General features: G+C 32.2%; 29 protein-coding genes. 18 read left to right on the forward strand and 11 right to left on the reverse strand.

Annotation, left to right across the window (positions count from 1 at the left end):
- Nucleotides 1-37: 37 nt before the first annotated feature.
- From CN925_RS14625 to CN925_RS14645, 5 genes are all read right to left on the reverse strand, one after another.
- A complete protein-coding gene (locus CN925_RS14625; RefSeq protein WP_098846957.1) occupies nt 38-1303 on the reverse strand; it encodes a DUF3967 domain-containing protein in 1266 nt (421 codons plus the stop codon).
- Between the two features lie 280 nt (nt 1304-1583).
- The gene (locus CN925_RS14630) at nt 1584-1847 is read right to left on the reverse strand and encodes a phage holin (RefSeq protein WP_098847026.1); all 264 of its coding nucleotides are present in this window, start codon (nt 1845-1847) and stop codon (nt 1584-1586) included.
- A gap of 232 nt (nt 1848-2079) precedes the next feature.
- On the reverse strand, nt 2080-2619 hold the full coding sequence (locus CN925_RS14635) for a YkyB family protein (RefSeq protein ID WP_098846958.1): 540 nt from the start codon (nt 2617-2619) through the stop codon (nt 2080-2082).
- 145 nt (nt 2620-2764) lie between these two features.
- Entirely contained in the window at nt 2765-3121 is a 357-nt protein-coding gene (locus CN925_RS14640) for a hypothetical protein (RefSeq protein WP_286138391.1), read from the reverse strand.
- A gap of 129 nt (nt 3122-3250) precedes the next feature.
- Nucleotides 3251-4084: a metallophosphoesterase gene (locus tag CN925_RS14645; protein ID WP_180232971.1), complete on the reverse strand. Its 834-nt coding sequence runs from the start codon at nt 4082-4084 to the stop codon at nt 3251-3253.
- A 122-nt stretch (nt 4085-4206) separates the two neighbouring features.
- Here CN925_RS14645 and fadH point away from each other — a divergent pair, with 122 nt between their 5' ends.
- Together fadH and CN925_RS14655 are read left to right on the forward strand one after the other, a co-directional pair.
- Nucleotides 4207-4971: a 2,4-dienoyl-CoA reductase gene (gene fadH, locus CN925_RS14650; protein ID WP_098846960.1), complete on the forward strand. Its 765-nt coding sequence runs from the start codon at nt 4207-4209 to the stop codon at nt 4969-4971.
- Between the two features lie 13 nt (nt 4972-4984).
- Nucleotides 4985-6199, forward strand: coding sequence for an EAL-associated domain-containing protein (locus tag CN925_RS14655; protein ID WP_180232972.1), 1215 nt, complete (start codon nt 4985-4987; stop codon nt 6197-6199).
- A gap of 201 nt (nt 6200-6400) precedes the next feature.
- On the opposite strand, the gene CN925_RS14660 is transcribed toward CN925_RS14655, so the two are convergent.
- Both CN925_RS14660 and CN925_RS14665 read right to left on the reverse strand, forming a co-directional pair.
- The gene (locus CN925_RS14660) at nt 6401-7132 is read right to left on the reverse strand and encodes a class I SAM-dependent methyltransferase (protein ID WP_098846962.1); all 732 of its coding nucleotides are present in this window, start codon (nt 7130-7132) and stop codon (nt 6401-6403) included.
- Nucleotides 7133-7633: 501 nt separating this feature from the next.
- Complete coding sequence (locus CN925_RS14665) at nt 7634-7867, reverse strand: glutaredoxin domain-containing protein (protein ID WP_098846963.1); 234 nt, start codon at nt 7865-7867, stop codon at nt 7634-7636.
- A 249-nt stretch (nt 7868-8116) separates the two neighbouring features.
- Between CN925_RS14665 and CN925_RS14670 the strand changes: the two genes are divergently transcribed.
- The 10 genes from CN925_RS14670 to CN925_RS14715 all read left to right on the forward strand — a co-directional run bounded on the left by CN925_RS14670 (nt 8117) and on the right by CN925_RS14715 (nt 15648).
- A complete protein-coding gene (locus CN925_RS14670) occupies nt 8117-8353 on the forward strand; it encodes a YkuJ family protein (RefSeq protein WP_056474223.1) in 237 nt (78 codons plus the stop codon).
- A gap of 172 nt (nt 8354-8525) precedes the next feature.
- A complete protein-coding gene (locus CN925_RS14675; protein WP_483295203.1) occupies nt 8526-8999 on the forward strand; it encodes a ribonuclease H-like YkuK family protein in 474 nt (157 codons plus the stop codon).
- A 53-nt stretch (nt 9000-9052) separates the two neighbouring features.
- Nucleotides 9053-9244, forward strand: coding sequence for an antirepressor AbbA (gene abbA, locus CN925_RS14680; protein ID WP_098846964.1), 192 nt, complete (start codon nt 9053-9055; stop codon nt 9242-9244).
- A 292-nt stretch (nt 9245-9536) separates the two neighbouring features.
- Nucleotides 9537-9983: a cyclic-di-AMP-binding protein CbpB gene (gene cbpB / locus CN925_RS14685; RefSeq protein ID WP_098846965.1), complete on the forward strand. Its 447-nt coding sequence runs from the start codon at nt 9537-9539 to the stop codon at nt 9981-9983.
- A 65-nt stretch (nt 9984-10048) separates the two neighbouring features.
- The gene (locus CN925_RS14690) at nt 10049-10942 is read left to right on the forward strand and encodes a transcriptional regulator CcpC (RefSeq protein ID WP_098846966.1); all 894 of its coding nucleotides are present in this window, start codon (nt 10049-10051) and stop codon (nt 10940-10942) included.
- An 85-nt stretch (nt 10943-11027) separates the two neighbouring features.
- Nucleotides 11028-11744: a 2,3,4,5-tetrahydropyridine-2,6-dicarboxylate N-acetyltransferase gene (gene dapD / locus CN925_RS14695; protein ID WP_098846967.1), complete on the forward strand. Its 717-nt coding sequence runs from the start codon at nt 11028-11030 to the stop codon at nt 11742-11744.
- Between the two features lie 239 nt (nt 11745-11983).
- Complete coding sequence (locus CN925_RS14700) at nt 11984-13096, forward strand: N-acetyldiaminopimelate deacetylase (protein WP_098846968.1); 1113 nt, start codon at nt 11984-11986, stop codon at nt 13094-13096.
- A 115-nt stretch (nt 13097-13211) separates the two neighbouring features.
- The gene (locus CN925_RS14705; protein ID WP_098846969.1) at nt 13212-13754 is read left to right on the forward strand and encodes a peroxiredoxin; all 543 of its coding nucleotides are present in this window, start codon (nt 13212-13214) and stop codon (nt 13752-13754) included.
- Between the two features lie 246 nt (nt 13755-14000).
- Entirely contained in the window at nt 14001-14456 is a 456-nt protein-coding gene (locus tag CN925_RS14710; RefSeq protein ID WP_098846970.1) for a TlpA family protein disulfide reductase, read from the forward strand.
- Nucleotides 14457-14613: 157 nt separating this feature from the next.
- Nucleotides 14614-15648: a cytochrome d ubiquinol oxidase subunit II gene (locus CN925_RS14715; RefSeq protein ID WP_098846971.1), complete on the forward strand. Its 1035-nt coding sequence runs from the start codon at nt 14614-14616 to the stop codon at nt 15646-15648.
- 80 nt (nt 15649-15728) lie between these two features.
- On the opposite strand, the gene rnjA is transcribed toward CN925_RS14715, so the two are convergent.
- Nucleotides 15729-17396 carry a ribonuclease J1 gene (gene rnjA / locus CN925_RS14720; RefSeq protein WP_069035536.1) on the reverse strand — a complete coding sequence of 556 codons (1668 nt, stop codon included), beginning with the start codon at nt 17394-17396 and terminating at the stop codon, nt 15729-15731.
- A gap of 4 nt (nt 17397-17400) precedes the next feature.
- Entirely contained in the window at nt 17401-17613 is a 213-nt protein-coding gene (locus tag CN925_RS14725; protein ID WP_056468578.1) for a DNA-dependent RNA polymerase subunit epsilon, read from the reverse strand.
- Between the two features lie 348 nt (nt 17614-17961).
- Between CN925_RS14725 and CN925_RS14730 the strand changes: the two genes are divergently transcribed.
- Both CN925_RS14730 and CN925_RS14735 read left to right on the forward strand, forming a co-directional pair.
- Nucleotides 17962-18870 (forward strand): DMT family transporter, encoded by a 909-nt coding sequence (locus CN925_RS14730; protein ID WP_098846972.1) that lies wholly within the window; start codon nt 17962-17964, stop codon nt 18868-18870.
- 15 nt (nt 18871-18885) lie between these two features.
- Nucleotides 18886-19659 (forward strand): Cof-type HAD-IIB family hydrolase, encoded by a 774-nt coding sequence (locus CN925_RS14735; RefSeq protein ID WP_098846973.1) that lies wholly within the window; start codon nt 18886-18888, stop codon nt 19657-19659.
- 90 nt (nt 19660-19749) lie between these two features.
- On the opposite strand, the gene def is transcribed toward CN925_RS14735, so the two are convergent.
- Both def and CN925_RS14745 read right to left on the reverse strand, forming a co-directional pair.
- Entirely contained in the window at nt 19750-20307 is a 558-nt protein-coding gene (gene def / locus CN925_RS14740; protein WP_098846974.1) for a peptide deformylase, read from the reverse strand.
- Nucleotides 20308-20493: 186 nt separating this feature from the next.
- Complete coding sequence (locus tag CN925_RS14745; RefSeq protein WP_098846975.1) at nt 20494-20622, reverse strand: YjcZ family sporulation protein; 129 nt, start codon at nt 20620-20622, stop codon at nt 20494-20496.
- Between the two features lie 162 nt (nt 20623-20784).
- On the opposite strand from CN925_RS14745, the gene CN925_RS14750 reads away from it, so the two are divergent.
- The 4 genes from CN925_RS14750 to CN925_RS14765 all read left to right on the forward strand — a co-directional run bounded on the left by CN925_RS14750 (nt 20785) and on the right by CN925_RS14765 (nt 25444).
- A complete protein-coding gene (locus tag CN925_RS14750) occupies nt 20785-21432 on the forward strand; it encodes a YkyA family protein (RefSeq protein WP_098846976.1) in 648 nt (215 codons plus the stop codon).
- Nucleotides 21433-21896: 464 nt separating this feature from the next.
- A complete protein-coding gene (pdhA, locus tag CN925_RS14755; protein ID WP_286138387.1) occupies nt 21897-22976 on the forward strand; it encodes a pyruvate dehydrogenase (acetyl-transferring) E1 component subunit alpha in 1080 nt (359 codons plus the stop codon).
- Between the two features lie 3 nt (nt 22977-22979).
- Nucleotides 22980-23957: an alpha-ketoacid dehydrogenase subunit beta gene (locus CN925_RS14760; RefSeq protein WP_098846977.1), complete on the forward strand. Its 978-nt coding sequence runs from the start codon at nt 22980-22982 to the stop codon at nt 23955-23957.
- A gap of 128 nt (nt 23958-24085) precedes the next feature.
- On the forward strand, nt 24086-25444 hold the full coding sequence (locus tag CN925_RS14765; RefSeq protein WP_098847029.1) for a dihydrolipoamide acetyltransferase family protein: 1359 nt from the start codon (nt 24086-24088) through the stop codon (nt 25442-25444).
- The last annotated feature ends 5 nt before the right edge of the window (nt 25445-25449 follow it).

Consider the following 25449-nt stretch of genomic DNA (forward strand, 5'->3'; position numbering starts at 1 on the left):
TAAAATTCTTTAAATTAAATACTAAATAATAAACAAACTACTTTACTGACTTTGGTTTAAAAAAGAGTGATTTAATTGCATTCTTCCAGTCTCTTTCCTTAGAAGCAGCAACCATCTTTTTTGTTTCCTGTAATTCTCTAATCATCCTCATTAATTGGGCATCTCGGCCAGATTCTTTCGTTTTTATTTCTTCAAACATTTGCTCTAATTTTTCATCTTTTTCTTCGATTACTGTTGCTAACCCTTGAAGCTCTTCACTTTTTTCTTCAACTGAATATAATATTTTTTCTAACTTTTGATCCTTCTCCAAGTTCTGTTTGATTAATGTTTGATTTTGAGTAAGTATTTGTTCATTTTGATAAGCTAGATTCGTAATTTGAGACATAAACTCTTCAAACATAATTTGATTTGTATTTGTCGGTACAAATGTAGTGACATTTTCTTTTGAAACAATAGGTTCAGTTACTACGTTTGATTCATCTGCCTTTGAAAGAACTACTTCATCAGGTAGTTTTTTATTTTCCTCAAGTACTTGTTCAACAGTCATTTCTTCAAAACGGTATGCTTGGACATTTTCAACCTCTTGCTCTTCTTTTAGTACTGATTGGTCCACTACGACATCTTCAAATATTTCTACTTGTGATACAGGCTCTTCAAATTTTTCAGTATGTTGTGAAACAGGTTGCTCCATTTCGAATTCTTCAATTGTTTCTAGTTGAGTAAGTGATTCTTCTAAATGGTTTGTATTTTGTGAAGTTAATTGACTAATCTTAGCTACTTTGATTGATTCTAATTGGGATCCATAAGCTTCTATCTGTGCTTCATCTTGTAAAGGTGAATGATGGGTTAATTCTGAATTAATCGTTTCAATTTTGGAAACAGCAACTTCAGCAATAGCATCTTTCTGTACTTCAAAAAGTTCCAGGTCATTCTTCATGTCTAAACGATTATGTATGTTATGTTCTAGAGGAATATTTGGGGTGTTATTCGTAACGATTTCATTATTTTCTTCTGTCGTTTCAATCTCAATTGAAGATGTTTCGATTGCATGAACTTCAGGTTGGCTTTGATTTGACAGGTAATTTAAAGCATATTCAACTGATTGTAAAACATTTTCATTCTGATGGTACTCTTTAATGATCATTTGAAATAATTCGAAATCGTTTTGATTATAGATTCTTGTATCTTGATTCTTTGTAAAATGATATTCTTTCTTTTCTAGTTCCTTACTAATTTCTCTTACACGAGATTTACCTATTTTTAATTTCTTTGAAATGTCTTTACTTGTAAAAATTACTGACATTTGGGATCCTCCTGAAAATTATGTGTTTTTACAACATTCAATATAAAGTTAAATTTTTCCTACCTAATATACTTAAAATAATTCTACAATGTATAACAAAGTCCATATGATTACTAAAATTAAAATCAATATATGAGGAAAAATAGTGAAAAATAGAAGATATTACTTAAAAGTTAGCATAAATTCGACTCAAAAATTGAGAGTGAATCAATGTTTAATCACTCTCAAACCAAATCTTTAATTTTGTAATCTAAACTTCAAAAAGTAGTCATAAAGTAATCTATTGATCTGAATTAGACTGATTTTTTGTTTTTTCTAATCCTGCTTCTTGAAGTACAGCCTTTTGAGCTTGTCCTTTTTTCCCTAAATAATTGTGCTTAGCACCGAAGTATAAAATAAAAAGGAATGAAATGATGTTAAGTACAGCATCAATTTGTTCATTATTTAGGAACTTAATCCCAAAAGAATTTAGTAACAATTGAAGTGCAAATAAGAATCCAGCAACATAACGAATAATATCTTGTAAGTTATTATTACCGAACAGATTAATCACCCCCTATTAATAAAGTATGCTTGGCATATTAATAGGTGAGGAAAAACTACTAAAATATGATAGGAAAAACAAGAGAAAATATGAATTTTCATCAATAACTTTCAAGCTGAATTTCGGTATAAATTTAAATAAAAAAAGGAAGGATTAAAAACCATTAAAAATAAAGGTTTCCTAATCTTCCTATGATCTATATTAATATTATTTTAGTAAGAATTGATCCAACTTATTTCTCTTGCTTACCTTTATTTTTACGAATTGGTTCACTCGGAAAAGTAAATGTAGAGTTATTTAGAAATGAAGAAGCTCTTAAAAATTGCCCTGGGGTATTTCTTCGGTAGTTAGATCCGTTTTTATAATGACTTTCAGATTTAACATTTTGAATACCTAAGAAATGATGAAGTATTTTTTTTGCATAACTTAAAGACATGGATACTTTTGGGTTACGGTGAGTATTTTCTAATATTCCTAAATGCGGGAGAAGTTTAAAGTCTTCTTTTAACGGTGGTATATGAAAGTAAAAATCTCCACAAGCTATCAACACATCAGATTGTTGTTTACTTGATTTGGGGTTATTTGAAAAATGTAAACCAACTTTCTTAGCAATTCCTTTATCAATAAGCTTTAAGATAGCTTGTCTTTTTAATGAATATAGTTGACTTGGTTCAAGTGCTGTTTTAGCATGTTTATTTACAACAAATATTGCCTGAAAAATTTCTTCATTTGTAAAATTTAGTTTATTCAGGCTAGGTTCTTTCGGTTTCATGCTTCTTGGTTACCTCCAAAAAATAATAGATATGAGTATATTATATCTTTAGTTTAAAATTTTTCAAATCAAATCTAGAGAAGTGGTTATATAATAAAAAGCTAATCGAAATAATATACATTAATGCGACTAGCTTTTTTATTTTTTAGTATGGATAAGGTCCTATATTACCTGGTGTATTTAATCCTGCATTATTAGGTAAAAAAGCACCAGGATTTACAGGAGGGTAAGGTTGTTGATATCCAGGGTATCCACCACCAAACCCACCACCGTACGGAGGAAATGCTGGATATGGTGGGTATGGTCCGTATGGCGGATAATAAGGTGGTCTAAACGCTAGTGCGCCTAACGCGAATCCACCTGCTAATCCCGCTAATCCTCCTATTATTGGCAAAAATGGGAAAAAAGGAACAAAGCGTTGTTCGTTATGATCATAGTAGTAGGATGGAGCATGAGCTTCTCTATAATAATGATCTAAATTAGGGTGATATTGATAATTCATGTATTAACCTCCTCTCTTGTCTTCAATATTAGTGTATGGTTTCATAAAATAATTGAGCAAGTACCCATAAAAATAGGTAACCAACCTAGTGCGTGCAAAAACTATGAGCAATTAACATTCATGATTAATTTATTTTTTAGTTTGGCCATTAATTTCGATTGATACGATTTCTGGAGGAGTAAATAGGCGAATTGGTAGTTTAGTTGTTCCAATTCCGTTTGAAACGACTAAATGACTATTATATTTACTTGATAGTGTGTATACACCTCGGTTGTATTTTTTTGCATATGGAGGCATTATATAGGACTTGTATAAAGGTAAATAAATTTGTCCCCCATGGCTATGGCCAGAAAGTTGAAGATTTATCGGATAGTTTTTCGTTAAATCAGCAATGTCGGGTTCATGTGCTAGAACAACTGTATAACTATTTTTTTGAATGCGTTCTAAAACATTATTATATTGTTTGTTTCCTAACATATAGTCATCGAGACCGATAAATGAAACTTTTTGTTTTTGAACGAAAAAGGTTTTTTCTTCGTTTTTTAATAATATAAAATTGCTTTCGCTTAATAGTGCTTCATATTGTTCAGTAAAATATCCACCATGATCATGGTTACCGTATATTGCAAGTTTTCCTATTTTGGGGTTTAGTTCTTTTAAAAGCTGAATAACTTCATACTTGTATGAAAACTTTCTTATATCACTAACTAAATCCCCAGTAAATAGAATAAAGTCAGGCTTCATATGGTTAATATTATTTACGACTTTTTTAAACCTTATTAAATCTTTTTTATTATTAAAATGAGTATCAGAGATTTGTATTAATTTAATAGTAGTATTTAAATTTAGGCGATTGTCTGAAAATGTTAAGTGCTTAGTTCGAATTGAGGTTGGCTCAACATAGACTGAATAATAGATTGTACAAATTAATAGTAAAAAAAATGATATAAGTTTAATTTTCAATTGTCCCCCGACCTTTTTATAGAAATAAATACTGCATACTATATTAAATAGATTAATTGTTAAAAATATTCTCAAAATAATAAAATGTTGCTAAACTATAGAGTACAAAAGGAGTGAAACGAGTGAAGGATAAGGTTGTGATCATTACTGGTGGCTCTAGTGGTTTGGGGAAAGCAATAGCAATGCGTTTTGCAAAGGAAGGTGCAAAAGTAGTTATTGTCGGAAGAGATTTAGAAAAATTAAATAATGCAAAAGAAGAAATTGAACAAAGTGATGGTCAAGTATTATCAATCGATATGGATGTTCGGAATCCTGAATTAATTAAAAATATGGTAAATGAAGTTGATCAAACATTTGGAACAATAGACTTCTTAGTAAATAATACAGCTAGTAATTTTATTTGTGCTGCAGAGGATTTGTCTGTAAACGGGTGGAACACGGTTATTAATAGCGTTTTAAATGGAACATTTTATTGTAGTTCTGAAGTTGGACGGTATATGATACAACATAAAATTAAAGGAGCGATTACAAATATAATTGCTACATATGCTTGGGATGCGGGTCCTGGCGTTATTCACTCTGCTTCAGCTAAAGCGGGTGTTCTTGCTATGACAAGAACATTAGCTGTTGAGTGGGGAAGGAAATATGGAATTAGAGTGAATGCAATCGCTCCGGGACCGATTGAACGTACAGACGGTGCAGCAAAATTATGGCTTTCTGATGAATTAGAAAACCGCACATTACAAAGTGTACCACTTGGCAGACTAGGTACTCCTGAAGAAATAGCAGGACTTTGTGCATATATATTTTCAAATGAGGCTGGTTATATTAATGGTTCTTGTTTTACAATGGATGGAGGACAGTCCTTACATCAATACCCATTTTAGAAGGAGGTTCAAAATGGATCCTTTAGACGTAATAAGCAACTTAGATAAAGTCGTACCATATTTTCAACCAATATATGGAGCTGATACACAAAAATGTGTAGGAGTAGAGGTTGTTGGTCGACTTAAACTTGAAAACTTACATAGCCTTGAATTCTTCTTTGCAAATGATTTGGTGCCAGATGACTATTTATTAGAGGTTGACAATCATATATTAATTCAAGCTCTCGATGAAGTTGTACAATCTAAATTTGAGGGTGGCATTTTTATTAATCGTCACCCATCAGCGCTACTTTCAGATGACCCAGAAAATCTATTATCGATTTTACAGTCATATGAAGAAAAGGGCATACAACTAAATAAAACCGTCATTATTCTTCAACATCAACTTTTTTATGGTTTTGAGAAAGAATTAAAAAATTTAATTACATATTATCAAACATATGGAATTAAATTCGCAATTAATAGCGTAAATGAGAAGTTAATTAACTTAGAAAAACTTCGATTTTTGTCCCCTGATATCATTAAAATCGATTTTAAAATGGTTCAACAACTTCATACTTCATCATTTCAAGATTTACTAAATTCGGTCATTTATGTGGCAAGAAAAGTAGGGGCATCGATGTACTATGATGGCATAATTGATTCTATTCAATTAAGAAATGCATGGAAGAATGGTGGAAGATTCTATCAAGGCGCATACTTATTTACACCACAACCATCAATAAGTCAGTTAAATCATGAATGTGAGCCATTAAAGAATGATATTTTAAAATATATTCGAGGCGAAAAGAACAAATTAATTGCGCTAAGAGATATAACTAATTTAATCCAATTAAAAGTCGAAACGGCAATTAATAAATTTAAATTAGAAGAAGATTTAAATTCATTTTTAACTAATCTATCAAGTGAATTAAATTCATTTTGTTTTAGGATGTATATTTGTGATGAAGATGGTTTTCAGCAATCAGCTAACTTGTTTAAAGTTAATGGTGAACAGTGGGAACTTCAAGAAAAGTATAAAGGTAGAAACTGGAGCTGGAGGCCATATTTTTTAGAAACAGTTTTGAAAATGCAATCAAATGATCAAGGACAATTATCAGATATGTACAGAGATATTGAAACCGGTGAAAAGATTCGGACATTTTCTTATCCAATGAATAATGGAAGTTATTTATATATTGACTTAAGCTATGAATTTTTATTTAAGCATAATGAATTACTTTTTTAATGACTCGCTTATAAGATTTAATGAGAAAATGACTGTCTCCTAAAAAATGACAGTCATTTTCTTTTTTTTAAATTGTCAATTAAATAAGTAATTAAGTTACTATAGGATCCGACTTTTCCATAAAGGGAAAAGCCTAAGTCTGCTTGTCACGTTCGTTACATTTGGGTCTTGGTCTTAAGGCATCTTCTATCGTTAATAATGTTATTTAAAACATGAAAAGATAAGTACGATCGGTATTCTTTGTCTTCTTAAAAACTCTTCTTCACTTTTAAAATGTAGTTGTTTTGGCGTACCTTCATGTAATTGATCGATACGGAATCCCGTATTCCTTAAAAGATTAAAATATTGTTCAGTTGTGCGATGGTATTTGACGACTACTTTATTCATCCATGGTTCTTTTCTTTCGCCTGTTAAAAAGTAATCGTCTACAATCCAACTTTCTCGTCGGTCGCCTGAACGTTTACTTAAAAAGGAAGCTGTAGTTAGAGGATGTTGCACACTAAATAGAAACTGGCCGTTTTCTTTTAAGCTGTTATATATTTTTTGAAACAAAAGCTCAATGTTTGAAATATAGTGCAGTACAAATCTAGAAGTGACAAGTTCAAATGAATTCGTAGGAAAATCATAATCCTCAATAGAAATATGCTCAACAGTACCTACTGTATCCTTTAAATTAGTCAAGGCTGACTTAACCATTTGCTCAGATCCTTCTATCCCTGTATAGGTTTTAGCTCCAAGTAATAGAAGTTCCTTCCCAAATGTTGCGTCTCCACAACCTAAATCTAATATCTTTTTCCGTTCGACATTCCCAATTAATTCATTGATAATTGGTCCTTCTATGGCATTGTTAGGACTATCTTCTCTATTCTTTCGTTGAATAAATTCTGAAAAAAAATCATCTTGATTGTAAACCGTTGAACCGCGATACTCCATACAAACACTCCTTAATCGTTCAAAAGTTTTTTTAAAAAATTGAAAAGCAGGCACAAATTATCTTACTTTAACATTAATTCAGATCTAGATGAAGAGAGAAATTACCCATATAAAAAAATTCGAACATAGCCTTTTCTAAATCAAAAATCGACGAATTCATATATAAAAGCTTATTTTACTTAAAAGTAGTGTTTTACTCTGTCAAGTAATGTAAAAAAGATAAGAACGATTCGTGTAGTATTGTTCAATATAATAATGATACGATTAGAAAAAGTTTTAGCCCAAGGAGGATTAAGATTGAGAGGACTTATTTCGAAAGTTCTTTTTGCATCGTCCGTCATGTTTTTTGTTTTTCATTTTATAGGAGTTGGGTAATTGGGAACTATTTTATGACAAGCCTTTGAAACGATCTTAAAAACATTGCAGTATAGATTGATAAAAACCCCCTAAATGAATGGAAACAGTTCATTTAGGGGGTTTTATTTTAATATGGATAATGGATTAACATTTTTGTAATTTAGCTTGAATTTGCTCCATCTGAACGCCTCTGATGATCTCATCATCAATGATTAAAGTTGGAGTTGAGTATGAATCTAATTCAAACATCATTCTCTTTTTAGCAGTTTCATCTTTTGAAACGTTATATTCAATATAAGAAACATTCATTTCTTTAAGATAATTTTTCAAAAATTCACAAGGAGGGCATCCATCTTGTGTAAATAATTCAATTTTCATAAAACGTCATCCTTTTTCATTTTTTCTTAACGCATTGTATAAAACTATTATGACATAGAAAAATATAGGATATAAAGAAATTTGTTTTTTAGTTGAAACGACTATTTTTCTTGAATTTATATTGAAATACAAGTATTCTTATTAATGGACACTTACATAGCAGAAATCTATCAGAAGTTTTTGGATAGAAATTGTAAGAAAGTAAAACCTATATTTAGGGAATGACACATGGTAGAAAGGAGTTCTAATATGTCTTTATTATTAGGAATTTTAGAACGCTTAGAAAGTTTAAAACAACAAGCTACGAACGGTGAGGTTGCTCAAAGATATTTTGAAGTTAACGGCGAAAGAAAGTGTAGCGTTAAGTATTCTGAGAAAAATGAAACATTTGAATTAGAAGTTTTTCAACAAGGTGAAAAACCACAAACGTTCCCATTCGACAATATCGATATGGTAGCAATTGAAATATACGAAATTATTTCATAAGAAAAGAAAAAACAAGCTTAGCTTGTTTTTTTTTTAAATATTTTATTACAAAATTGTTAGGTCGTGCTAATCCCAAATCATAATGAATACATTATTATGTATTGTTATGAAAAGGGAGGTCATATACGTGAATAAAGATCAGTATCGATTTTACAATGTGAGTGAAAGAAATATGAGTTTTGATCATGTAGTTGATCGGCTTTATCAATTTGTAAAAAGTGATCCTAATAAAAAATATCGACTTTCCATTGGGACAGATTCTCAGGTGCATAGTAATGGAACTAAGTTTATTACAGCACTTCATTTGCATAGGGTAGGTAATGGAGCTTGGGGATGTTTACATACTTGTTGGCATCACAAGAAAATCCGAAATTTAAAAGAGAAAATATTTCTAGAAACTATGTATAGTCAAGAAATAGCTTTTTTATTATCTCCTTTTCATTTAGAGAAAATTTTTAGTCCGCTTCATGAAAATGCTAATTCAAATAATTTTAGTTTTGAAATCCATCTAGATATTGGTACGGTAGGGCTAACGAAAGAGTTTATTCAAGAAATGACATCTAAAGTAAGTGCAATGGGCATTATTCCTAAGATAAAACCTGATTCTTATACAGCATTTAGTTATGCAAATAAATTTACTAAATAAGAAGTTTAAACTAAATAAACATTGATTAAAATGAGAATTAGGAGGGATGATGGATGTTAAGTGAACAAAATTTTACAGAAGATGAATTGACTTTATTGGTCGACACTGTGATGAAACAAAATTATGCAATCGAACTCATTTCATCACAGATAACTGATATCGAAAATGGATTAATGGATGCAGGCGAGGATCAATACGAACGATTAGTACATTTATATCAAAAATTAAGGGATTTAGGGTTATGATGACACATATAGATGAACGTTTAGATAATTAATTAGTTATCTAAACGTTTTTTTGTTTTTATAAATCGTCATCGTTAAAAAATTGTAAATTAAGTTAAATTGGAAAGGGGTTACAAATCTGATAATATAGGAAATAAGGACGTAATCCTTAATCCGAATAAAATAATGTATAGGATTTTTTCTATACAAATGATAAGCAAAGTTGTATGGGTATTAATTATTAATGTTTTTTATAAATAGATGATTTCTACCATTTTTAAAACTTTTGCTTTTCTATTGGGGGACGATATTTTTGATTAGTATTGATGGTTCACAATTTTTTGAACATAAAGTAGAAGAAGTTATCATTTCAAGTGAAAAAGTAGCTCATGTACAAATTGGTAATAGTTTAGAGCATGCATTATTAGTGCTTACAAAATCTGGATATTCTTCAATCCCAGTATTAAATCCTAAGTTTCAGTTACTTGGTTTAATAAGTACGTCCATGATTTTAGACGGAATACTTGGATTAGAACGAATCGAATTTGAACGATTAAGTAATATGAAAGTAGAAGAGGTAATGTGTACTGCAATCCCATTATTAAAAACGACTGATACGCTCGCTAAAGGACTTGAATCTGTAGTTGATCATCCATTTGTATGTGTAGTTGATGCGAATAATACGTTTGAAGGTATATTAACCCGTAGATCGATTTTAAAACAATTGAATAAAAACGTAAGAAGATATAATAAGCAATAACGGCTAAAAAAAGTAAGTCACTATTTTATTGACTTACTTTTTTACTAATAGTTAATCCAGTTTATATGTATGTAGAAAGACGGGGGGATTATGTGCAAATCGATGATATCCGTTTAATCATTACTTTGTCTGAAGAGAGAAATATGAGGAAGGCAGCAGAGCGGTTATTTGTTTCTCAACCAGCTTTAAGTCAAAGGCTACAAAATTTAGAGAAGCAAGTTGATAGTGAATTGTTTATTCGTTCTCAAAAAGGATTGATTATTACTGCTTCAGGGGAAATCATATTAAATTACGCGAGAAAGATGGAAGAAACCTATCAAGCAATGTTAGAGCAGTTACAAATTTTAAAATCTGATATTTCGGGTACTTTAAAGATTGCCGTTTCATCTGTTGTTGCGCAATACTGGTTACCACCGGTTTTAAAGAAATTTGTTTCAAGCTATCCAGAAGTACAAGTTTCACTATTTACCGGTTGGAGTAGTGAAATCACAAATCGCTTATATGAAAATGAAGTTCATCTAGCAATTGTCCGAGGAAACCAAAATTGGTTTGGGGAAAAGGAATTGCTTTTTTCTGATGAATTATTATTAGTTGATACAAAAAAAAATAGTCTTGATGAATATAAAAAGATACAAAGACCATTTATTCAGTTTAAAAGTAATTCAAATTATTATCAGCTGATCCAGTCTTGGTGGTACGAGCATTTTAATTCATTACCAAAACACGAAATTGTAGTCGATCAAATAGAAACATGTAAACAATTTGTATTGAATGGTTTAGGTTTTGCAATCTTACCTTCCTCTGTCTTACATGATGTAAGTGATGAAAATATAATAAAAACACCTTTAATGACAAAAGAACAATCAGGTTTATTTCGCGATACATACTTACTTTATAATCGAGATGCGATGAAATTGAAACAAGTAGAAGGATTCATCGAGTCAATTCGAAAAAAATAATAAGATTAATCGACAAAATGTTGCTAGTTACTTACTAGATTTGATAGAGTATTCTTATTAAGAATAACAAAGGGGGCAATTCATTATGAAATTAATGGACGCAAATGAAATTATTGCATTTATTGCAAATAGCACGAAAAAAACACCTGTAAAGGTTTATGTAAAAGGTCAATTAGACAAGCTTACTATTTCTGAATCAGTACAATCATTTATTTCTCAAAACTCTGGAGTTTTATTTGGTGAATGGGATGATGTTAAAGTAATCCTTGAAGAGCAAAAAGAATACATAGAAGATTATGTAGTAGAATCAGATCGTCGCAATTCTGCAATTCCACTTTTAGATGCTAAAGGTATTAAAGCTCGCATCGAGCCAGGTGCATTTATTCGTGATCAAGTTACAATTGGTGACAATGCTGTAATTATGATGGGTGCGGTTATTAATATCGGTGCCGTAATTGGTGAAGGTACAATGATCGATATGAACGCAGTACTTGGAGGACGTGCTACAACAGGTAAAAACTGTCACGTTGGTGCTGGTGCTGTTTTAGCTGGTGTAATCGAGCCACCATCAGCAAACCCAGTTATTCTTGAAGACAATGTATTAATTGGTGCTAATGCAGTCGTATTAGAAGGTATTAGAGTAGGTGAAGGCGCAGTAGTAGCTGCAGGTGCAATTGTTACTGAAGACGTTGCCCCTTATACTGTCGTTGCAGGAGTTCCTGCAAGAAAAATCAAAGATATCGATGATAAAACAATTTCAAAAACTGAAATCATTCAGGCTTTAAGACAACTAAATCAATAATAATTAGAAGTAAGCGTAGAATTTATTTTTCTACGCTTACTTTATAGACATCATACTAAAATATGAATTCAGACTGATGACAAGAATTTGACTTTCTAAAGGGTAATGTCTGATAAGGAATAGCGTTACCTATAAAGGTAATGAGCACTTCGAAAGACACGAAAAAACGAAGAAGTCGTGCGTATGGTAGGCAGTCTGAAGCGTAGAAATATATCTACGCTTTTTTTGGAGGAGTAAAGATGGATTCATTTATTAAAATAAGAAGGGATTTACATTTAATCCCCGAACTTGGATTTCAAGAATTCAAAACACAAGCATATTTACTTGATTATTTATCAAGTTTAGATCAAGAAAGAATGATCATTGATACATGGAGAACAGGTATTTTCGTTCGAGTAAAAGGGTTAAAATCTACTAGAACGATTGGTTACCGTACAGACATTGATGGATTACCAATGAAAGAAAACACAGGATTAGCATTTTCATCGATTCATGAAGGAAAAATGCATGCCTGTGGTCATGATGTACATATGAGTATTGCTCTTGGTGTTCTTACTAATCTTGTTAATGAGCCAATAAATGACGACGTCGTATTTATTTTTCAACCTGCTGAAGAAGGTCCGGGTGGAGCGGAACCTTTGCTTAAAAGTGAAGAATTTAAATCATTTAAACCAGATGTAATCTATGGTTTACATATAGCGCCCGAGTATCCTGTAGGTACCATTGCAACGAAACCTGGTATGTTATTTGCTCATACATCAGAGCTTTTTATTGATTTTCATGGCTTAAGCGGTCATGCAGCTTTCCCGCATTTAACGAATGATATGATCGTCGCATCAAGTCATTTTATCACTCAAGTTCAATCGATTGTCTCAAGAAACGTAAATCCATTAGACAGTGCTGTCATTACGATTGGTAAAATAACCGGTGGAACAGTTCAAAACGTTATTGCAGACCATGTTCGAATAGAAGGTACGATGCGAGCGTTAAGTGAAGAAGCGATGCTAAAATTAAAAAATAGAATTGAAAGTCTTGTGAATGGATTTCAAGAGAGTTTTCAGTGTAAAATAGAAGTAGATTTTGGAAGTAATTACTATGGAGTAATAAACGATGAATCGTTGACGAATGAATTTTTCAATTTTGCGAAACAATATGACGGTATAAATGCAGTCCGTTGCGATGTTGCCATGACGGGTGAAGATTTTGGTTATATGACAAAAGAAATTCCAGGCCTAATGTTTTGGATTGGCGTAAATTCGGAATTCGGACTCCATAATCAAAAATTAAACCCAGATGAAAATGTGATTCCATTAATGATCCGATTCATATCCGATTTTCTAAAAGGAAATTGATGAAAATGATTTTCAGTTAATAATAATTATAAATTAATATTGACTTTAAATAAGTAGTTTACTATAATATCACTTGTATGATAAATAGTTACATAAATATTGGAGGTAAAAACTTATGGCAGAACGTTTAGTAGGTAAACAAGCACCACGCTTTGAAATGGAAGCAGTTTTAGCAAATAAAGAATTTGGTAAAGTAAGCTTAGAAGAAAACATGAAAAACGATAAATGGACAGTATTATACTTCTATCCAATGGACTTCACTTTTGTATGTCCAACTGAAATCGTAGCAATCTCTGATCGTTACGACGAGTTTGAAGATCTTGATGCAGAAGTTATTGGTGTTTCAACTGATACAATTCACACTCACTTAGCATGGATCAACACTGATCGTAAAGATAATGGCTTAGGTCAATTAAAATATGCATTAGCTGCAGATACTAACCATGCTATTTCTCGTGACTATGGCGTATTAATTGAAGAAGAAGGTATTGCATTACGTGGATTATTCATCATCAGCCCAGAAGGTGAATTAATGTACCAAGTAGTACACCACAACAACATCGGTCGTGAAGTTGATGAAGTTTTACGTGTACTTCAAGCTTTACAAACTGGTGGACTTTGCCCAGCTAACTGGAAACCAGGTCAAGCAACTCTATAATTACTAGTCAATTAAGAATGAATGTCAAAGGTCTAACTTATGTTAGGCCTTTTTAAACACAATAACGAAAAGTGGAAGGCGTTTGTTCAGACCAGACAAGCATAAGGCAAGGACCGAGAAAAGTTGGTTTTTACTTTTATCGGTCATTGACTTATGACCTCGAGGGTCTAACGCCTGGAACTAGACAAAACGAAAAGTAAAACAAGCTCACCTTAGAGCTAATGAAACAAGTAGGAGGACTATAAAATGAGACTTCGCTCACCAATGCCTGAATTAGATGGTGCAACAACAGTATTAAATGGAGAAATTCAAAAAGAAAACCTAATCGGTGACAAACCAACATTAATTCATTTTTGGTCTATTAGCTGCCATTTATGTAAAGTAGCAATGCCAAACATAAATGCTTTTAGAGATGAATATAAAGATCGATTAAATGTAGTAAGTGTTCATATGCCAAGATCTGAAGATGATTTAGATATTGATAAAATTAAAGAAGTTGCAAAAGAACACGGAATTACACAAACAATATTAGTTGATAACCAACATAAAATTACAGATGCTTTTGAAAATAAATATGTACCGTCATATTACGTGTTTGATAAAACAGGTGTGTTACGCCACTTCCAAGCTGGAGAAGGCGGAATGCCAATGTTAGAAAAGCGTGTTAATCGAGTACTAGACGAAGCGGCGAAAGTAGAATAATTTTTAGTATTCATACAACACTTAAGAGACTTTTTTTAAAGTCTCTTTTTGTATTACTGTCATTTTATCCTGTAACTAGTAGAAAATGTATTTTATAGGTATAATTAAAGAAAACTAATCTTTAGTTTAAGGGATTATTCTGTAGGAGGAAAAAAGTTTGGAGATTCAAACAATCGCAATCTTTATATTATGGTTGTTTTTATATGCCTACATGATTATTGCTTCAATTGATTTTGGTGCAGGTTTTTATGCGTTCTATGCGATTACAACGAAAGAAGAACCGAAATTAATTGGTTTAATAAATCGACATCTTTCATCTATTTGGGAGTTGGCTACATTATTTTTCATTTTTTTCTTTGTAGGTGTAGTTGGTATATTCCCAAGGGTAGCTTATTATTATGGTGTTCCACTATTAGTTCCAGGTAGTGTAGCAATGATTTTTTTAGCAATTAGAGGATCGTTTTATACTTTTCAGCAATACGGAGGAAATAAGAGAAAGTTCTTTTTAATTTTGTATGGTGCAACTAGTTTATTAATACCGGTTACATTATCTACTGTTTTAACAATTTCAGAAGGTGGATTTATTATCGAGAATGGAACAGATATACGATTTTATCCTTTTAAATTAATTACGAATACTTATTCTTTATCCGTTATGTTATTAGCTGTCTGTTCAGTCCTATTTATAAGTGCAATGTTTTTAATCTATTCTGCAAAACTAATTAATGATTCAGAGTCGGAAATTAAATTAAGAAAGTATGTACTTGTATGGTCATTGCCAACTATTATTTCGAGTATCATCGTATTTTTATCAATGAAATTACATAATAATGTTCATTTTAATCGAATGCATAATGTATGGGTATTTTTTCTTATATCTTTGATTTGTTTTTGTGTAGCAATTTATTTTGTGATGAAAAGAAAAAGATATGGATTAGCATTTATATTAGTCTTATTGCAATATTTCTTTGCATTTTTTGGATATGGAATTAGTCATCTTCCATTTATCTTATATCCTTATCTAAGAATTGAAACAAGTTTTGCTAAGAGTAGTTTAGCGACCATACTAATTATTCTATTTGTTGTATTTTTTATCTTATTTACTGTATATTTTATATTTTTAGTTCTTAATAAACCTTTTTTTATGAAAGTGTTTTTAAAAAGTAGCGAAAAGAACGACTTTCAAGATTAATAAAAAGATAAGAACGTATAAAAAGGGCGATTTCAAAAGTATTTTGACTTTTGAAATCGCCCTTTAACTTGTGCTTATGATTAAACTTCCATAATAATAGGGAGAATCATTGGCTTACGTTTTGTTTTTTCGTATAAGAAAGGTGATAAAGTATCAGTAATTTCATTTTTAATCTCTGACCATTGAGAAGTTTTACGTTCCATGATCTTATTTAAATGAGTAGAAATCATTGCTTGTGCTTCATTTATTAAATCGCCACTTTCTCTCATATAAACGAATCCACGTGAAATGATATCTGGTCCTGCTGAAATTTTGAATTCCTTCATATCGATACTTACGACTACGATTACAAGACCTTCCTCAGATAAAATTCTACGGTCTCTTAATACGATATTACCAATATCACCGATACCGCTTCCATCAATATAAACATTACCAGAAGGTACTTTTCCTGCAACCATAGCCTCATCTGCACGAAGAGCTAGAACCTCACCATTATCCATGATAAAGCAGTTTTCCTCAGGAACTCCACAATCCATAGCTAGCTTTGCATGCATGCGCTGCATTCTATATTCACCGTGAATCGGCATGAAATATTTAGGTTTCATCAGTCTAAGCATTAATTTTTGCTCTTCTTGACCACCATGACCACTAGTATGAATGTCATTTAATGAGCCGTGAATTACTTCAGCACCAGCACGGTATAGTAAGTTGATTGTGCGATTTACACTCATTGTATTACCTGGAATTGGTGAAGAAGAAAATACGACAGTATCTCCAGGAATAATTTGAATTTGACGATGTGTACCATTTGCTATACGTGATAAAGCAGCCATTGGCTCACCTTGACTACCTGTACATAAAATGACTAATTGATTAGCCGGAATTCGATTAATTTGAGATGCATCAATAAATGTATCTTTAGGACATTTAATATAACCTAGGTCATGTCCAATCTCAATATTTGCTTCCATACTTCTACCAAAAACAGCAATTTTACGCCCAGTTGCAATAGCAGATTCAACTACTTGCTGAAGGCGATGGATGTTTGAAGCGAATGTTGCAAAGATGATTCGACCGTCTACTTTACGGAAGATTTCATTAATTGTGTCTCCAACTTTTCTTTCAGACATAGTAAAATGTGATACTTCACTATTTGTACTGTCAGAAAGTAAACATAAAACCCCTTCTTTACCAATCTCAGCCATTTTTGTTAAATTAGCTGTTTCTCCAACTGGTGTAAAGTCGAATTTAAAGTCTCCTGTATGAACGACTTGTCCTTGTGGAGTTTTTACAACAATTCCGTAACAATCTGGAATACTGTGAGTAGTGCGGTAAAAAGTAACGCTAGTTTTTCTAAATTTAATGATGTCGTCTTCTTTAATTTCAATTAATTTAGCTTTTCTTAAAAGACCGTGCTCTTCTAATTTATTTTTAATTAGGCCAAGAGCAAGTTTACCACCATAAATTGGAATATTTAATTCTCTTAATAAGTATGGAATACCACCAATGTGGTCTTCATGTCCGTGAGTGATAAATAAACCTTTAATTTTTTCCTCATTTCGAACTAAGTAGGAATAATCAGGTATAACATAGTCTATCCCTAGTAGCTCATCTTCAGGGAACTTGATTCCGGCATCTATTAATATAATTTCATCTTGATATTGTACTGCGTATGTATTTTTACCAATTTCCCCTAAGCCACCTAGTGCGAATACGGCAGCTTGATCATTTTTAAGAAATTTCATAAATTTACGCTAGCTCCAAAATTTTAAAGCTTTCACTTTGTTTTTCAAATTCAAGATGAGCACCGGTTAAAGCTTGAACAAGCTCAATATTATAATTGAAAGGTAATAATTTCGCACGAACTTCTCTTTCACTATCTGCTTCTACATAAACTGTTTTAGTTTTTTCTCTTACAGGTACCTCTAATGGTAATTCCTGATAGTATACTTTAAAAATCATTTAAATCTCTCCTTGTCAAATCACTATCTTCTCAATATTATAAGTGATTTTCTATATATTTTCATTCTTTTTATTGAAGATTACCTAAAATACGGTCATTTTAAAAAAAATATTGAAATTATCGAGATATATTTCTTCTTTTTCAAAAATTGTTTTAGCCGTTTTTTTAATTTTTTTCGAAGTTTACGTAACATTAGTTTTACCTCCTAGACATGAAATTAAACTTATCTGTAAAGAACACGGACTTAGTATATTTATGTTTAGTATTGATCGAAAAAACATTTTCATTCAATATAATCCAAAAAGCAGTTAAAATAGAGGGTATCTTAAAATTAAGGGGAGAAGAATGTGAAGAAGTTATATGCAGCTTTGTTTTTATTAAGTATTATTTGGAGTACATCTTTTTTATTCATTAAACTCCTTTTAAACGATATAACCCCAGAAGCAATTGTATTTTATCGTTGTTTCTTTGGTGCGATCACTTTATTAATTATTATGTTAATAAAAAGGGTAAAGATCGATTATAAAAATTTACCGAAAATGAGTTTGATTATTGTCATCTCATTATTTAATCATGCAATACCGTGGCTTTTCCTGTCTTTAAGTGAGACTCATTTGCAAAGTAATGAAGCGGCAGTATTAAATGCATTTACACCTATTGCAACACTAATTATTGGATATTTTTTCTTTTCTCAAAAAATTTATAAGAAACAATGGATCGGACTCATGCTAGGAATCATTGGCCTGATGATTATGATGAATCTTAATCCATCAACAATTTTCTCCAATAATATAATTTATTCAATGTTAATGTTAGTTGTTACTTTTTGTTATGGGCTTGGTTCACATTTAACTAAGAAGTATTTACAAAATATTGATGTAATGATTATTTCCTTTTTAACCTTAGGTATTTCTGGTGTTTTCGGTTTTTTTTACATGGTCGCTTCAGGAAATGGCACGTTAAAACCATTTGTTAATTTTGAAGTTTTTAGTGGTGTTTTTGGACTAGGTGTAATATGTTCGGGGTTGGCATATTTATTATTTTATTATATGGTTAAAGAGGGAAGTGCAGAATTTGCAACAATGGTTACTTATATAGTACCTGTATTTGCATCTATTTGGGGATTTTTCTTTTTAAACGAACCATTAACGTTCAAATTGATTTCAGGACTGTTAATTGTACTTCTTGGCGTATTTATTACAAATAGTAAACAGAAGTCAAAATTGAATAACTCAAAAGCAAATGCAGCATCTTAGCGAGGAGAGAATAATATGACTAAACCAATCGTTTTTTTTGATATAGATGGAACGATTTTAAATCATGATAAAGTAATTCCGGAAAGTACAAAGAATGCAATTTCGGAACTTCAAAATAAAGATATACATGTTGCGATTGCAACTGGTCGTGCCCCGTTCATGTTTAAAGACATTCGCGAAGAGTTAAATATAAATAGTTTTATAAGTTTAAATGGACAATATGCTGAATTTGAAGGTGAGGCTATTCACAAACATGCCCTACATCCAGAACAACTTCACCAATTCACTCAAAAAGCTAAGGAACTAGATATTCCGCTTATTTATTTAAATAACGAGACAATGAAAGCGTCAATTGATTCACATCCTCACATAAAAGAAGCGATGTCATCGATTAAAATGCAGCACCCTAAGGTTCAACATGATTTTTATCAAAACCGTGAAATTTACCAAGTATTACTGTTTTGTGAAGAGCATTTAGAGCCGAATTTAACAGAAGGATTTAATGATTTTAATTTTATTCGCTGGCATGAGTATTCGTCAGATGTCTTACCAGTTGGTGGTTCTAAAGCGAATGGAATACTTCAAATGGTAAATCATCTTGGATTTGATATGCAAAATGTAATCGCATTTGGTGATGGATTAAATGATTTAGAAATGATCGAAAAAGTTGGAACGGGTATCGCCATGGGTAATGCTGTTGATCCACTTAAAAAAATAGCTAATCATATTACAACAAATGTTGATGAAGATGGCATTTTAAACGGTTTAAAATGGGCCGGACTTCTTTAAGTCTTTAGAAAAAAATTAAAATCAGACACGGATATGCAAGCTTTTGTTAGCAGTCTAAAAAGAGCGATTGGTTTTCCAATCGCTCTTTTTTTAATTCCTCTCTAAAGGTGAAGCTCCTTCTGGAGGAGAAAAAGGATTTGTTTTATTAATACGATCATAAAACATTACGCCATTTAGATGGTCAATTTCATGCTGGAAGCAAATTGCTGGTAAACCTTTCAGACGGAGCTTTACTTCTCCTAATTTTGTGTCAAAGCCAGTGACTGTTATTCGTGCATAACGTGGAACGTATCCAGGAACATCACGATCAACAGATAAGCAACCTTCACCACCTGATAAATAAATTTGCTCAACAGAATGACTGACAATTTTAGGGTTTAACAAAGCATAACTAAATAAATTACCCTGTAAGTCAGTAACATGAACACCAATGGCTCTTTTTAGAATTCCAATTTGTGGTGCAGCTAATCCGATACCTGATCGAAGACCGTATTCAGCAGATATTTCTGGATCTTGACTATTTATTACATACTCTAATAATGAATTAGCTAAATTAATATCCTCAGCTGAAGGGGGTAAGCTTACTTCATTCGAGATTTGTCTTAATCTAGGATCACCTTCTCGAATTATATCTTTCATTGTAATCAAATGATTTTCACTCCTGACTAATTATTTTATAAATATAAGTATGTACTATTCACTAGTATTATTAATTTAGTCTAACAAATCTTTATAAAATTGTCAGTCTAAAGTAATAGTTGAAAAAGGAGCGATAAATTATCGCTCCTTAAAGTTTGTGGTTATACATTAATAATAGAGGCTTACTTGTGTGAATTATAAAACGAAAGCTGCACCAACGATAATTAATAAAATGAATAGAACAACGATTAATGCGAAACCGCCATAACCGCATCCGCATCCATAACCAGGGTATCCACCTTTTCCGTATCCGTAACCGTACATATAATAACCTCCCTTTAAACTGTTTCCGCATATAGCGGATACTACAAATTATGAAAAACTACATAAAGTGTGTGGGTATGTGACCAGTTTATTTTTTAGGACGTATAAAAAGTGTGAAAAGATGCAACATGGAAATAATAATGAAAAAAATTGGGTGAAATTATGTATAAAAAATTCTATTCTTTATTTCTTATAATAAGCATTCTTTTAATCTTTTGTACGGGATGTACTTCTCAAGCAAAACAAAAGAATTTAGTAATAAATCAACTAGGTGAAATTGCAAAAATGGAACAGAAATTTCAAAAAGCTGGAGAACGTATTCAAAAACTGGAAGTAAAGGAATTGGAGTATTATGAAAAAATTTATTTATATAAAATCAGTGAAGTAAATAAAAGACAAGAATCGGCCAAACAAGCAATCAATTTATTAAACGAACGAAAAGAGCGAGTTAAAGAAGAATCAAAATTAATTCACGATATAGACATAAAAATTAAAGAACTTCAAACAATAAATATTGAAACGAAGGATGAACAGTTTCGAAATGAAGTTAATAACTTTATAAAAACATGGAGAGAAAGAACAGAGTTATACGATAAATTGAATATAAAATATAAAGATGCAATGGAAACGGATCTTTCAATTTATAACTTATTATCGCAGAAAAAAGTTGATTTAAAAGATGTAAAGAGTGAGACAAAGGATACAAATCACATTTATAAAGATGTCATTAAATACAATGATCAATTAAATCTTTATACTCAAAAATTAAATATTTTACAAAAAGATATATATGAAAAATATGGTAAATAACAAATTGGAACTAGAATTAGTAAATAAAAATCGTTGTAGTACAGTTTGAAATTTATCATAAAAAAAAACCATTATTAGCTATTTAGGTATAATTTAAAAGAGTTTCTGTTATTGTATAACAGATTGCTGTTTCAAAGGTAGTACAGGGTGAAAAAATTGTGACAATTTTTTTGAAAAATCATGAATAAAATAATACAACAAAATATTTGACGAGTTTATGAACGTGTTATAAACTGTACTAGTGTTCAATGTTGTACTAGTGTAATACACGAATAGTATAAGTACAGATTTTAATTATAAGTTCATGTTACTTGTAATTACTCTTAAGAAAATACACATGATGGATAAAAAAATAAATCCTCCATAATTAAAGAAGGGTGTGGGTTTTAGTGGCAACTACTACGAAGAAAGTAGCTGGAAAGGAAACAACAGAAATGAAGAATACACAAACTGTTTCTGAATTAATGGATCAAATGCTTCAATTTGGTGATTCAGTTGGAACTCTTCAAATTTTAAATGAAGAGGGCGAAATCGTTAATGAAGCAGCGATGCCTGATTTATCAGATGAGCAATTAAAAGAATTAATGAAACGTATGGTATGGACTCGAGTACTTGATCAACGTTCAATTTCATTAAACAGACAAGGTCGTTTAGGTTTCTATGCTCCTACAGCAGGACAAGAAGCTTCTCAATTAGCAAGTCAATTTGCTCTTGAAAAAGAAGACTTTATCTTACCTGGTTACCGTGATGTACCTCAAATGATCTGGCACGGTTTACCATTATATAAAGCATTTTTATGGTCACGTGGACATTTAGTAGGAAGCCAAATTCCTGAAGATGTAAATGCAATCTTCCCACAAATTATTATTGGTGCTCAAATTGTTCAAGCTGCAGGTGTTGCACTTGGTATGAAGTTGAAAGGCCAAAAATCTGTTGCCATTACATATACAGGTGACGGTGGATCTTCTCAAGGTGATTTCTATGAAGGTATGAACTTTGCTGGTGCTTATAATGCTCCTGCGATTTTCGTTGTTCAAAATAACAGATACGCAATCTCAACTCCAGTTTCTAAGCAATCAAAAGCTAGAACAATTGCTCAAAAAGCAATTGCTGTAGGTATTGCTGGTATTCAAGTTGATGGAATGGATCCATTAGCAGTTTATGCAGCTACATCAGAAGCTCGTAAACGTGCAGTTAACGGCGAAGGTCCAACATTAATTGAAACATTAACATTCCGTTATGGACCACATACAATGGCTGGTGATGACCCAACTCGTTACCGTACAAAAGATACAGAAAATGAGTGGGAAGCAAAAGATCCAATCGTTCGTTTCCGCAAGTTCTTAGAGAAAAAAGGTCTTTGGACTGAAGAAGAAGAAAATGCAATTATCGAAGAAGCAAAAGAAGCAATTAAAGATGCGATCAAACTTGCTGACCAAGAGCCAAAACAAAAAGTTACTGATTTAATGGCTAATATGTTCGAAACAATGACAAGTAATATAGAAGAGCAATATGCAATTTACAAAGAGAAGGAGTCGAAGTAAGTCATGGCGCAAATGACAATGATTCAAGCTATCACAGATGCATTACGCGTTGAAATGAAAAACGATCCAACTGTAGTAGTATTCGGGGAAGACGTTGGAGTAAACGGTGGTGTATTCCGTGCAACTGAAGGTTTACAAGCAGAATTCGGTGAAGCGCGTGTATTCGATACACCACTTGCTGAATCAGGTATCGGTGGATTAGCAATCGGTCTTGGAATTCAAGGCTTCCGTCCAGTACCAGAAATCCAATTCTTCGGATTCTTATTCGAAATTATGGACTCAATCGCTGGTCAAGCGGCTCGTATGCGTTACCGTACAAGTGGTCGTTTTACTTCTCCAATTACTTTCCGTTCACCTTTTGGTGGTGGTGTTCATACACCAGAAATGCACGCGGATAGTTTAGAAGGATTAATGGCTCAAACTCCTGGTTTAAAAGTAGTTATTCCATCAACTCCTAAAGATGCTAAAGGTCTTTTAATTTCATCTATTCGTGATAATGATCCTGTTATCTATTTAGAGCACATGAAATTATACCGTTCATTCCGTGAAGATGTACCTGAAGGTGAGTACACAATCGAATTAGGAAAAGCAGACGTTAAACGTGAAGGTAAAGATGTATCTGTATTTGCATACGGTGCAATGGTTCACGCTGCATTAAAAGCTGCTGAAGAGTTAGAAAAAGAAGGCGTATCAGTAGAAGTTGTTGACTTACGTACTGTTCACCCATTAGATATCGAAGCAATCGTTGCGTCTGTTGAAAAAACTGGACGTGCAGTAGTTGTACAAGAAGCACAAAAACAAGCTGGTATTGCTGCAAATGTAGTTGCTGAAATCAATGATCGTTGTATCCTTTCATTAGAAGCACCAGTTGTTCGTATTACTGCAGCTGATACTGTTTACCCATTCTCAGAAGCGGAAACAGTTTGGTTACCTAACCATAAAGATGTAGTAGAAGGTATTCAAAAAGTTTTAAACTTCTAATTTAGTTTATAACAAAAAATAGTGAAAGGTATTTGATGAATTCATCAATACCTTTCTTACATTATAGATAAAATATTATAAAAAATTAACTTAACTTTGTTCGGAGGTAGAAATCTGTGTCAAACTCAGTGGCAAGTCTATTTGAATTTAGATTACCAGATATCGGTGAAGGAATTCACGAAGGTGAAATTGTAAAATGGTTTATTAAAGCAGGCGACGAAGTAAATGAAGATGATATCATTTGTGAAGTTCAAAACGATAAATCAGTAGTAGAAATTCCATCACCTGTAAAAGGGAAAGTATTAGAAGTATTAGTTGCAGAAGGTACAGTTGCAGTTGTTGGTGACGTATTAGTACGTTTAGATGCACCGGGTTATGAAAACATTAGCTTCAAAGGACAACATGCTGAAGAAGCTCCAACTACTACTCCAGTTCCAGAAGCTGCTGAAGCAGTTCAAGCAAAAGTACAAGAATCTTATGAGCAAAGTGAACCAAAAACAGATGCTGCACCATTATCTCCTGTTGCTGCAATTGAACCAAAAGCTCATGTAATTGCAATGCCATCTGTACGTAAATACGCTCGTGAGAAAAACGTGGATTTACGTATTGTACCAGGTTCAGGTAAAAATGGCCGTGTAACAAAACAAGACGTAGATGCATTCTTATTAGGTGGAGGAGTGGCACCAGCTGCTGCAGCACAAACAGAAGTGGCTGTAGAAGTTGTTACAGAAGCGAAAAACGAAGCGCAAGAAGCTCCAAAAGCAACGCCAATTCCAGAAGGTGCATATCCTGAAACTCGTGAAAAAATGAGTGGAATTCGTAAAGCAATCGCTAAAGCGATGGTTAACTCTAAACATACTGCTCCTCACGTAACATTAATGGATGAAGTAGATGTAACAAAACTAGTTGCTAGCCGTAAAAAATATAAAGAAGTTGCAGCTGCACAAGGTATTAAATTAACGTTCTTACCTTATGTTGTTAAAGCATTAACTTCTGCATTACGTAAATTCCCAGCTTTAAATACATCAATCGATGATGCTACAAGCGAGATCATTCATAAACATTACTATAACATTGGTATCGCTGCAGATACTGATAAAGGTTTATTAGTACCAGTTGTTAAAGATGCAGATCGTAAAGCTATTTTCTCAATTTCTGCTGAAATTAATGAATTAGCTACTAAAGCTCGTGATGGTAAATTAGCTCCTGCAGAAATGAAAGGTGCTACATGCACAATCACAAATATCGGTTCAGCTGGTGGACAATGGTTTACTCCAGTAATTAACCACCCTGAAGTTGCTATTTTAGGTATTGGTCGTATTGCTGAAAAACCAGTAGTATTAAACGGAGAAATCGTTGTTGCTCCAGTATTAGCGTTATCATTAAGCTTTGACCACCGTATTATCGATGGTGCAACTGCTCAAAACGCATTAAACCATATTAAACGATTATTAAATGATCCAGAATTATTATTAATGGAGGCGTAAGATAA

Source organism: Bacillus sp. AFS055030, from assembly GCF_002574545.1.
GTDB lineage: Bacteria > Bacillota > Bacilli > Bacillales > Bacillaceae_G > Gottfriedia.